General features: G+C 73.4%; 6 protein-coding genes. 3 read left to right on the top strand and 3 right to left on the bottom strand.

The window, feature by feature from the left end; translation table 11 throughout:
• The first annotated feature begins 201 nt into the window (after positions 1-201).
• Positions 202-3384 carry an efflux RND transporter permease subunit gene (locus tag D6689_12720; GenBank protein RMH40824.1) on the top strand — a complete coding sequence of 1061 codons (3183 nt, stop codon included), beginning with the start codon at positions 202-204 and terminating at the stop codon, positions 3382-3384.
• Positions 3381-4046: a DUF3347 domain-containing protein gene (locus tag D6689_12715; protein RMH40823.1), complete on the top strand. Its 666-nt coding sequence runs from the start codon at positions 3381-3383 to the stop codon at positions 4044-4046. Before D6689_12720 ends, D6689_12715 begins: the two co-directional genes overlap by 4 nt.
• Positions 4047-4074: 28 nt before the next feature.
• Here D6689_12715 and D6689_12710 read toward each other — a convergent pair whose 3' ends face one another.
• Positions 4075-4923 carry a thioesterase family protein gene (locus D6689_12710; protein RMH40822.1) on the bottom strand — a complete coding sequence of 283 codons (849 nt, stop codon included), beginning with the start codon at positions 4921-4923 and terminating at the stop codon, positions 4075-4077.
• A 48-nt stretch (positions 4924-4971) separates the two neighbouring features.
• Positions 4972-5610: a PorT family protein gene (locus tag D6689_12705; GenBank protein ID RMH40821.1), complete on the bottom strand. Its 639-nt coding sequence runs from the start codon at positions 5608-5610 to the stop codon at positions 4972-4974.
• Between the two features lie 189 nt (positions 5611-5799).
• On the opposite strand from D6689_12705, the gene mtaB reads away from it, so the two are divergent.
• Positions 5800-7104, top strand: coding sequence for a tRNA (N(6)-L-threonylcarbamoyladenosine(37)-C(2))-methylthiotransferase MtaB (gene mtaB, locus D6689_12700; GenBank protein ID RMH40820.1), 1305 nt, complete (start codon positions 5800-5802; stop codon positions 7102-7104).
• Positions 7105-7271: 167 nt separating this feature from the next.
• On the opposite strand, the gene D6689_12695 is transcribed toward mtaB, so the two are convergent.
• Positions 7272-11114, bottom strand: a complete 3843-nt coding sequence (locus D6689_12695) for a serine/threonine protein kinase (GenBank protein RMH40819.1) — start codon at positions 11112-11114, stop codon at positions 7272-7274.
• Positions 11115-11148 lie beyond the last annotated feature (34 nt).

The raw sequence follows: 11148 nt of genomic DNA, 5'->3' as shown, positions 1-11148 counted from the left end.
TCCGGGCCGCGGCGGATCGTGTTCGTCGACGTCGATCGCGAGCGGCTGCGCCCGGTGCCGATCCAGGTCGGCATCAAGACCGACGGCCTGTTCGAGGTGATCGACGGGCTCAAGGAGGGCGACCGCGTCGTCACGTCCGGCAACTTCCTGCTGTCGGCCGAAAGCCGGCTCAAGTCGGCCACCGGCCTGTGGTGACGCGCCATGATCATCGAAAAGGTCATCGCGGGTAGCGTCCGCAACCGGTTCCTCACGATCGCCCTCGTCGGCATGTTGGCCGCGTGGGGGTGGCTGTCGCTGCGTCGCGCGCCGCTCGATGCCATCCCGGACCTGTCCGACACGCAGGTCATCATTTTCACCGAGTGGCCCGGGCGCAGTCCGGATCTCGTCGAGGACCAGATCACGTATCCGCTGTCGACGACGCTGCTGGCCGCACCGAAGGTGCAGTTCGTCCGCGGCCAGTCCTACTTCGGTCTGTCGTTCGTGTACGTGATCTTCGAGGACGGCACGGACATGTACTGGGCGCGCTCGCGCGTGCTCGAGTACCTCAACAGCACCGCCGACAAGCTGCCGGACGGGGTCACGCCGACCCTCGGGCCGGACGCGACCGGGGTCGGCTGGGTGTTCGAGTACGCGCTGGTCGACGAAAGCGGCACCGCCGACCTGCAGCAGCTGCGGACTCTGCAGGACTTCACGGTCAAGTACGCGCTCGAGGCCGTGCCCGGCGTGGCCGAGGTCGCCTCGGTCGGCGGCTTCGTCAAGCAGTACCAGATCAACCTCGACCCGAACGCGCTGCTCGCCTACGGCGTGGGCGTGGCCGACGTGGTGCGCGCCGTCCGCCGGTCGAACAGCGACGTCGGCGGCCGCGTGATCGAGCTGGCCGGCCACGAGCACATCGTCCGCGGGCGCGGCTACGTCAAGAGCAAGGCCGACATCGAGAAGATCCCGGTCAAGGTCGGCTCCGACGGCACGCCGGTGTTCGTCGACCAGCTCGGCGAGGTGACGATCGGCCCCGACTTACGGCGCGGCGTGGCCGAGCTCGACGGCAAGGGGGAAGCGGTCGGCGGCATCGTCGTCATGCGCTACGGCGAAAACGCGCTCACGGTCATCGACCGCGTCAAGGAGCGAATCAAGGAACTCGAGCCGGCCCTGCCGCCGGGCGTCCACTTCGTCATCACCTACGATCGGTCGGGCCTGATCGAGGCGTCGATCGCCACGCTCCGGCACACGCTCATCGAGGAGATGATCGTCGTGAGCGTCGTCATCTTCCTGTTCCTGCTGCACGCGCGCAGCGCGCTGGTTCCGATCCTCACGCTGCCGATCGCGGTGCTGCTGTCGTTCATCCCGATGGCGTTTCAGGGGCTGACCGTCAACATCATGTCGCTCGGCGGCATCGCCGTGGCGATCGGCGCGATGGTCGACGCCTCGATCATCATCATCGAGAACATCCACAAGAAGCTCGAGCGCTGGGAGGAGGACGGCCGGCCCGGCAGTCGGCTCGACGCGATCGTCGAAGCCATGCAGGAGGTGGGGCCGAGCATCTTCTTTTCGCTGCTCGTCATCACGGTCAGCTTCATGCCGGTGTTCACCCTCGAGGCCACCGAGGGTCGGCTGTTCAAGCCGCTGGCGTTCACCAAGACCTACTCGATGGGCTTTGCCGCGGTCCTCGCGGTGACGCTGACGCCGGCGCTCGCCGCGCTGTTCATCCGCGGGCGGATCCGAGGAGAGCACCACAATCCGCTCAACCGGATCCTGGTGCGCCTGTACGCGCCGGTCGTGCGGTTCGTCGTCGATCACCGCTGGACGGTGATGGTGTCGGCGGTCGCGCTGATGGCGGTGACGGTGCCGGCGTTCTTCCGACTCGGCGGCGAGTTCATGCCGCCGCTGAACGAGGGCGCGATCCTCTACATGCCGACCGCGCCGCCGGGGATGTCGATCACCGAAGCGACCAACGCCCTGCAGGCGATGGACGCCAAGCTGCGCGACATTCCCGAGGTGGAGCGCGTGTTCGGAAAGATGGGGCGCGCGCGCACGGCGACCGATCCGGCGCCGCTGTCGATGGCCGAGATCGTGGTGCTGCTCAAGCCCAAACACCAGTGGCGGCCCGGACTCACCTGGAACGACCTCATCCGCGAAATGGACCAGACGCTGCAGTTCCCGGGCATGCCCAACGTCTGGTGGATGCCGATCCAGACCCGCACCGAGATGCTGGCCACCGGCATTCGCAGCAAGCTCGGCATCAAGGTATTCGGCGACGACCTCGACACGATCGAAAAGGTCGCCACGGCCATCGAAAACGCGATCCCCGCCGTGCCCGGCACGCGCAGCGCGTTCGCCGAGCGGCTCACCGGCGGATTCTTCATCGACTTCCACGTCAAGCGCGAGGAGGCGGCGCGGCACGGCCTGCTGGTGGACGACGTCAACCAGATCGTCATGTCGGCGATCGGCGGCATGAACGTGTCGACGACCGTCGAAGGCAGGGAGCGCTATCCGATCAACGTCCGCTACGCGCGCGAGTATCGGGACGACCCGGAGGCGCTCAAGCGCGTGCTGATCCACCCGCCGATCGGTGGCGCCATCCCGATCGAGCAAGTCGCCGACATCACGTTTTCGACCGGAGCGCCGATGATCCGGTCGGAAGGCGGCAAGCTCGTCGGCTTCGTGTTCGTGGACATCGACGACGACCACCCGATCGCCGAGTACGTGGCCGAGGCCAAGCGCGTCGTCGCCGACAAGGTCCAGCTGCCGCCCGGCGTCCGCCTCGAGTGGGCGGGCCAGTTCCGCTACATGGAGCGCGCGCGGGACAAGCTCAAGCTCGTCATCCCGATCACGCTCGCGCTCGTGTTCTTGCTGCTGTACATGAACACGAAGTCGATCCCGGAAACCGTGATCGTGCTGCTCGCGGTGCCGTTTTCGCTCGTGGGCGCGATCTGGCTGCTGTACCTGCTCGACTACAACATGAGCGTCGCCGTATGGGTCGGGATCATCGCGCTGGCCGGGCTGGACGCGGAAACCGGCGTGGTGATGCTGCTGTATTTGACCCTCGCGTATCGGGATCGCGCGAGGCAGGGTACGCTGCGCACGTTCGCCGACCTGCGGGAGGCGATCGTCGACGGCGCCGCCAAGCGCATTCGCCCCAAGCTGATGACCGTGATGACGACCATGATCGGCCTCGTCCCGGTGCTGTGGAGCACCGGGACCGGCGCGGACGTGATGAAGCGCATCGCGGCGCCGATGGTCGGCGGGCTGATCACGTCGTTCTTGCTGGAACTCACCGTCTACCCGGCGATCTTCGCCGTGTGGAAGGGCGCGTCGCTGCCCAAGGCCGCGACCGCCAAACTCGTCGCCTCGGCGACCCCACCTCAACCGAAAGGAGAAGACGAATGATGCGTTGGATGTGGATCGTTGCGCTCGGCCTCGCCGCCGGCGCGTGTTCGAAGGACGAGCCTGCCAAGCCGTCTGCGCCCGCGGCGGCCAAGCCGGACGAACCCGCGGCGGCCAAGCCGGCCGAACCCGCGGCGGCCAAGCCGGCCGAACCCGCGGCGGCCAAGCCGGCCGAACCCGCGGCGGCCGAGCCGACCGGACCGATCGATGCGGTGTTCGCGGCCTACGAACGATGCCGCGCCGCCCTCGCTTCGGACGACGCCGAGGTCAAAGAATGCGCGGCGGACATGGCGAAGCTCGCGGCCGACGCGGCGTCGAACGCAACGGACGCGGCCAAAGCGCCGCTCGGCGCGCTGGCCAAGGCGGCCGAGCAGCTCGGCGCCGCCGCCGATCTCGACGCCGCGCGGCGCGCGTTCGCGGAGGTGAGTCGCGCCGCGATCGACGCGGTCGCCGCGCTGCCGAAGATGGCCGAGAAGCTGCACGCGTTCGAGTGCCCGATGGCCAAGGAATTCGGCTTCAACCGGTGGCTGCAGCCGACGGCGAAGCTCGAGAACCCGTACATGGGCAAAAAGATGCTCGACTGCGGGATGGAGGTGCACGACCTGCACGGCGGCACGCCGGGCATGGGCCACGACATGAAGGGCGGCGAGGCGGACAAGAACTGACCGGCGCGGCGGCGCGCGCCGGCAGCCGTCACGGCGCCCGCCGCCGCCTCAGCATCATGGTCTGTGTCGCGAATGCGACCAGCCGCCCGTCGTCGGTCCAGATCTCCGCCTCGGCGGTGGCGTAGCCGGCGCGCGCGCGGCGGCAATAGGTCGACACGAGCAGCCATTGCCGGGCCGTGTCGTCGACGAAGTGCACCGTCAGGTCGAGGCTCGGCGCGTGAAACCGCTCGGCGTCGGGGCCGAGGTACTGGACGAGCGACGACGGCATCGTGTCGGCGATCGGCGGCAGCGCCAGCGGATCGAGCAGGCCGTCGCGGTCGCACTGCGGCGTCAAATACCGGTACCACCGCCCGTGGCGAGCCGTGCCGCCGGTCCACCCGGGGCGCCACCATGCGTCGCCGATCGCGAGCCGGACGTCGAAGTTGCGAAAGAACGCGTACCGCTCGTGCGGGTTGCCCGGCTCGTCGACGCGGAGGTCGGGGGCCGCGTCGACCGGGCGCGCGGGCGGCGGCGCGGCGGCGAGGACGTCGGGACCGGTGCGGTCGCGCGCGAACGTGGCGGTGACCTCGAGCCCCGGGCCGGGCACCGCGGTCGAGGACAACGCGGCGCGCACCTGTGCCGCCGCGTTGCCGCGCCGCAACACCTCGACGCGAACCTCGAGCGGCCCGTGGGGTACCGGCGAGCAGAACACGGTGTGCGCGCCGACGGGGCGCAGGCCGGAGTCGTCGAGTTCGGCCTGCATCGCGCGCATCGCGACGGTCATCAGCACGCCGCCGGAGGGGGTGACGAAGTTCCACCGGTCGGGCAGGTGCGCGGTGTACCAGCCCGGCGCGGCATCGAGTCGGGTCACCGCCGTATCGCTTCGCAGATCGGCCACGCTCCGGTTGTAGCGCACGCCGGCGGCGCCCGGGGCGCGCGATCGCCGTCAGGTCGTGAATCCGAGCAGGAACGCGACGACCCGGTTGCGCTCGGCCACGTCGCGCTCGTCGTCGTCGAGCGTGTCGACCAGGCCCTGGTTGACGCGCACATCGAAGATCACCAGGTGGTCGCCCAGGTGGACGTCGACGCCTGCGCCGACCATGACGCCCACGTCGAACGACCGGCGGCGATCCGCCAGCTCGTCGACCTTGGAGTCGAGCAGCCAGCCGACCGTGGGTCCCGCGAACCCGAACGCGCGCAGCCGGCGGCCGACGGCGTAGCTATAGCGGGCCAATACCGGCATCTCGACGTAGATCAACCCCTCGTCGACGGTCGTGTGCAGGGCGTCGTTGTCGAAGTCGACGCCCTTTTCGAACATCATCAACTCGATCTGGAGCTGCACGTCGGATCGCAGGTAGTAGGTGCCGAAGCCGCCGAGCGCGACGCCCTGATGGCCGACGAGGAGCCCGTTTGCCGGGTAGTCGCCGAAGCGCGCGCGGGCCTGGGTGCCGAGCGTCACCCCACCCCGCACGCCGAACGCCCAGCCACCGACCGCGCGCGGGTCCTCGGCCTGCGCGGTCACCGTGTCGCCGGCGTGCGCAGCCGCGGGCAGCCCGGCGGCCGCCACCATCGCCGCAATCCACATCCTCGTGCTCACGTAAGCCCCCTATCGTGTCGTGTCGTCCCGGTCCGCCGCCGCCCGCTCCTTTGGGGGCGGTTCTATGGCACGATCACCCTCGCGCGCAAGCCCCGCGCGCGGCGGCGGCACGGGGCGCGGCGGCGTCCGGGTCGCGCTTGTCGCCGGCCGCGAGCTGTGCCACAAGGATCCCCGCCGATGAACGTGTTCGTGACCGCGCTGGGTTGCCGCCTCAACGAGGCCGAGCTGCAGAGCTGGAGCCGCGCGCTGGCCGGCGCCGGCCATACGGTCGTGGGGCGCCCCGAGTACGCGCACGTCCTCGTGCTCAACACCTGCGCGGTCACCGGCGAGGCCGCGCGCAAGTCCCGCCAGCACATCCGCAGGCTGCGCCGCCAGAACCCGTCGGCCCCGCTCGTGGTGACCGGCTGCTACGCCCAGCTCGAGCCCGACCGGGTCGCCGCGCTCGCCGGCGTCGACCGGGTGGTGGGCAACGCCGACAAGGACGCGCTCGCGGCGCGACTCGCCGACTGGGCCGGTGAGGTCGGGCCGGCGGCGCAGGCGCCCGCGCCGGAGTCGGCCGCGGCGCAGGCCGAGCGCGCGGGGCGCACGCGCGCGTTCGTCAAGGTCCAGGACGGCTGTCGCCACCGCTGCACGTTTTGCATCGTCACCGTCGCGCGCGGCGCCGAGCGCAGCCGCCCGATCGCCGAGGTCGTCGCCGAGATCCGCGCGCTCGAACGCGCGGGCTATCGCGAGGTCGTGCTCACCGGCGTGCACCTCGGCGGGTTCGGCGCCGACCGCTCCGAAGATCTGCGCGCGCTCGTGGCCGCCGTGCTCGCGGACACGGACATCCCCCGCGTGCGCCTGTCGTCGCTCGAGCCGTGGGACCTGCCGCCTGGCTTCTTCGACCTGTGGCGCAACCCGCGGTTGATGCCGCACTTGCACCTGCCGCTGCAAAGCGGCAGCGACGCGGTGCTCCGGCGCATGGCCAGGCGGTGCTCGACGGACGCGTTCGACCGCCTCGTGGCCGAGGCGCGCGCCGCGATCCCCGACCTCACCGTCACCACGGATCTGATCGTCGGCTTCCCCGGCGAGACCGACGCCGACCACGCCGCCACCCTCGCATTCGCCGAACGCATCGGCTTCGGCCACATCCACATCTTTGCGTACTCGCCTCGGCCCGGGACCGCGGCGGCGCGCATGCCCGGCCACCTGCCGGCCGCGGTCAAGCAGGCGCGCAGCCGCGAGTTGCACGCGCTCGCCGCGCGGCTCAAGCGCGCCCATTTGGCCCGCTTCGTCGGCAGCGTGCGCCCCGTCCTGTGGGAGGGCGACGCCGGCTACACCGACAACTACCTGCGCGTGCGCGCAGCCGCCGGCTCGTTCGACAACGTGATCGCGCCGGTGCGGCTCGAGCGCATCTCCGACGACGGCGACGCCTACGAAGTCGCCGCCCGGGTCGCCGCGTCCCCCGGCGTGCGCCCGCGCGTGCGACTGCGCGTCGTGTGAACCGGCCCGGCGCAGGGCTGTCCCTCCCTACAGCACGCCACGTACCCGGTCCCCGAGACCTCATACCGCGTGGCTCCACGGTTCCTTCGCCCCGCCCAACGCCTTCGTCGCGCGCCGCCTGAGATTCCATGGGCCTCGCCTGACGCGCCCTGCATCGGGGGCAGCCGCTAGCCGTAGCGCTGCCGCAGCGGCCGCAGCGCCTCGCAGATGTCCTCGGCGCGGGCGATGCGCGCGTGCTTGTCCTTGGCCAGGCAGCGCAGCAGCAGCTGGTCGAGCGCGGCCGGCACGTCCGGGTTGTACTGCGACGGGGGCGCCGGTTCGGTGTGAAGGTGATGATACAACACCTCGCCCTCGATGAACGGCGGCCGCCCGGCCACCAGCTCGTAGATGGTGCAACCGGCGGCGTACAGGTCCGCGCGATGGTCGATGTCCACGCCGTGGATCTGCTCCGGCGCCATGTAAAGCGGCGTGCCGCGAACCTCGGTGCGCTGGATGCGAAGCTCGTGGACGACGCGGGCGAGGCCGAAGTCGCCGATCTTGACGGTGCCGTCGCGCGCGACGAACACGTTGGCCGGCTTGATGTCCCGGTGGATCACGTGGCGCGCGTGGGCATAGGCCAACCCGCGGCACAGCTGGTCGGCGATGTCGAGGGCGCGCGACAGCGGCAGCGGCGCGCGGTCGGCGAGCAGCGCCTCGAGCGTCTGGCCGTCGACGAACTCCATGACCATGAACGCCTCGTCGCCGTCCTGCCCCTGGTCGTAGACGGTGACGATGTTCGGGTGATTGAGCTGTGCGAGGGCCTTGGCCTCCTGCAAGAAGAACTGCAGCGCGACCGGGTGCGCGCGCATCTGAGGCGTCATGATCTTGAGCGCCACGTCGCGCTCGAGCACCGCATCGCGCGCGCGGTAGACGACCCCCATCGCGCCGCGCCCGAGTTCGGCGACGCGCCGGTAGCGGCCGAGCGCTCCCGCCATCGCCAGACCGCCCGACGCCACCGCCGCGGTGGCCGCGTGCGGCGACGCGTCCGAACCGGTCGCCAGCGCCGGCGCCGACGGGCTCCGCGCGGCGTCGGGCAGCCCCGCCGGCGACGACCCGCTCGCCACCCGCGGCGCCGCGCTCTGCGACGTGGGCAGGATCTCGATGTCGCCCGCCGGCTCCGGGGCCAGCTCGATGCCGTCGGCCACGTCCGCGAGGCGGCGCTCGCGCGCCAGGTTCACGACGACGCGGTGCAGCTTCGTGTCCGTCACGTCGATGCGCCGTTCGACCCGCAGGCCGCCGGCCTCGATGCGCACGACGTGGCTGCCGCGCGGCAGCTCGAGCACCGCCTCGCCGCTGGCGCCGGTGGTCGCGGAAGGACCGCGGTCGGCGCGGACGGACGCGCCGCGCACCGGCTCGTCCCCGTCGTAGACGACGAACGTGTACTCGGTCACCGGCGGTACGAGATCGATGCGCACGTCGGCCACCTTGCCGCGGCGCACGCGTACGCGCGCGCTCGCCCGCGGCGGGACCGCGCGCAGCTGCCCGCCCTTGGTGTGCCCGCCGAGGACGTGGACCCACCAGGTTCCGGCCGGCACGGACGGAAATTCGGTGAGCGCGCCCGCGAGCGTCGCCGACAGCCGCCCCGTCTTGTGGCCTCCGCGGCGCATCCGGGCCACGTAGTCGGCGAGGTCGCCCACGTCGGGCCGCTTCGACCGGCGGGACAGCTCGATCGCGTACGCCGCGTCGTCGGCCGCCGGGTCGAGGTCGAGGCGCACGCGCACGCCGCCGGTGCCGCGCAGCGCCCGCAAGCCCAACCACAGGGCGAGCAGACCGCCGATCGCGACCAGCGCGCCGACGAACGTCCGGTTCCACACGACCAGGTGATCGGCCGCGGCCCCCTCGACGCGGTCGACCACGTCGAGCGCGTCGCCGGTCGCCGCCTCGTACAGGGTCAACTTGATCTCCGCAGCGCGACCGCGCGGCCGCGCGCGGTACAGCAAGATGGCGTCGGCTCGCGCGCTGCGCGCGAGCTCGCGCAGCCGGGCCGCCGCCAGCGGCTCGCGCATCGGGTCGGCCGCCAGCGGCGCGACCTTCGCGCCGAACGCCGGCGCCGCCACCGCCCGCTCCAGCGCGGCGCGCAGTCGCTCGGGTACCGCCCGGCGCGGCGCGTAGACCGGGCCGCCGCCGCCCGCCAGCGGCACCAGGGCGATCCGCGCCACCCGCCGCTCGGCCAGCGCCGGGAACGCGGCGAGCATGCGCGCCAGCGCGTCGGCCAGCGCCGCCGCCCGCGCGTCGGCCAGCGCCGCGGGCGCAGCCGCCGGCCCGTCATCGACCTCGGCGGCGGTCGCGGCCGGCGCGCTGCCGGCGTCGTCGCGCAGCCACGCGCGCCGCGCTTCGAGGGCCGCCGCCTCGTCGTCCGCGCCGGCCTGGCGGTGGGCGGTCGCCGCCTCCTCGACCAGCGCGCCGTCGGCCGGGTCGAGTTCCGCGGCGGTCGCCAGCGCGGTCGCGGCGCCGCGTGCGTCGCCGGCCGCCGCCAGCCGCGCGGCGCGCGCGCGCAACGCCAGCGCGCTGTCGTCGCCGTCGAGATCCGCGTCGGCCGCGCGCCCGGCCGCGACGAGCGCGCGCGCCCACTCGGCGCGCGCCGCGCGGTCGCCGCCGGTCGCGGCGCGCGCGTACGCGGCGAGCGCCCCGTCGCGGTCGCCGCCGGCCCACAGCAGCCGCCCCAGGTAGCGCGCGCCGACGCGATCGTCGGGCCGCCGTTGCAGCAGCGCGCGCACCGCGGCGAGCGCGGCGTCGCGATCGCCGCGGCGCATCGCGATCTCCGCGGCGAGCCGCAGCGCCTCGGCGTCGCCGCCCTCGCGGGCGCGGTCGACGATCGGCGCGAGCCGGTCGACCTCGATCGCGTCGAGTTCCCGCACGGAGATCAGCGCCAGCGCGCGCGACAGGTCGCGGCCGGCCGCCGCGCGCGCCGCGCGCAACCCGAGCGCCGCGGCCAGCCGCGGACGGGTGGCGCGCACCGACTCGGCCGCGGCGACCGCGGCCCGCTCGACCTTCGCCGGTAGCGCGCCCGGCGGCAGGTCGGCGACCACCGGCAGCGCCGGCACGTACGGCGCGCGGCCCAACAGCGGCGCGAGCTCGGCGGCGGCCGCCGCGGCGTCGCCGCGCCGGTGCGCGAGCTCGGCGCGAGCCAGGCGCAGGATCGGCGGCGGCCGGCGCACGCGCGCGACGGCGTCGAGCTCGCGCGCCGCGGCGTCGGCGTCGAGCGCGGCCAGGTGCGCGCGCGCGCGACAAGCCACCGCGACCGGATCGGCGCCGCGCGCGAACGCGAAGATCTGCGCGGCCCGCGCCCCGGCCAGCGCCGCGAGCGCCCGCCGCTCCACCGGCAGGTGCTCGGCGTTCGCGACGCGCGCGGCGATCTCGGTGGCGGCGGCGACGCGGGCCGCCGCGAGCAGGTCGGCGCCGGCGAGCGCGTCCGCAGCCGCCGCGGGATCGCCGGCGAGCAGCGCGCGGGCGGCGCGCGCAAACGGCCGCAGTTGCCCGACCGACGCGGCCGGATACCGGTGCGTCGCCAACCCGAGCGCCGAGGCGATCGGTGTCGCGATGCCGCGCGCGAGCGCGGTGACGTCGCCGTCGGGCGCGCGCGCGCGAAACACCGCGACCGTCGATCCGTCCGGCCCCACCGCGCGGCCGCGCGCCACCAAATCGATCCCGTCGCGGTCGACCGCGCCGATCACCACCGCGCGCACCCCGAGCGCGGCGGCCACCGCCGGCGCGTCGCCGTCCCCGATCCACAGCGCCGGACCGCGCAGCCCCGCGCGCCGCGCCTCGACCTCGAGCGCGTCGCGGGACGCCACGGCGCCGCCGACGTCGAGCATCGACCGCACGAGCAGCGTGGCCGCCGCCGCCTCGTCGCGCAGGTCCGGCTCGGCGTACAGGTCGGCGACCGCCACGGTCTGCGCCGCGGCGGCGCCGTGCACCGCCGCGCACGCGGCGGCCGCGATCGCGGCAAGTCGCCCCGCGCCCCCTCGCATGGCGTTATTGTGCGCGACGCGCGGGACGCGTGTC

The organism is Deltaproteobacteria bacterium (genome assembly GCA_003696105.1).
Lineage (GTDB): Bacteria > Myxococcota_A > Polyangia > Haliangiales > J016 > J016.
The sequence above is the reverse complement of the archived record's forward strand: the minus strand, read 5'-3'. Positions and strand labels throughout refer to the sequence as shown.